The organism is Citrobacter sp. Igbk 16, from assembly GCF_028069755.1.
Classification (GTDB): domain Bacteria; phylum Pseudomonadota; class Gammaproteobacteria; order Enterobacterales; family Enterobacteriaceae; genus Citrobacter.
Genome location: NZ_JANEWJ010000121.1, coordinates 1 through 234, shown reverse-complemented (window position 1 = coordinate 234; position 234 = coordinate 1). Strand labels below are relative to the sequence as shown.

General features: G+C 44.0%; 1 tRNA gene. It reads left to right on the top strand.

The window, feature by feature from the left end:
- The first annotated feature begins 18 nt into the window (after positions 1 to 18).
- A tRNA-Ala gene (locus NNO03_RS22660) sits at positions 19 to 94 on the top strand.
- Positions 95 to 234: the final 140 nt, after the last annotated feature.

The following is a 234-nucleotide window of genomic DNA, read 5'->3' as shown; positions in this document are numbered from 1 at the left end:
GAATGAGATAACTACGATGGGGCTATAGCTCAGCTGGGAGAGCGCCTGCTTTGCACGCAGGAGGTCTGCGGTTCGATCCCGCATAGCTCCACCATCTTTACTGCAAAAACACAAGAAAACTTCAGAGTGTACCTGAAAAGGTTCACTGCGAAGTTTTGCTCTTTAAAAATCTGGATCAAGCTGAAAATTGAAACGACACACTGTTTCATTTCTCCGTAATAAGAAATGAAAAGC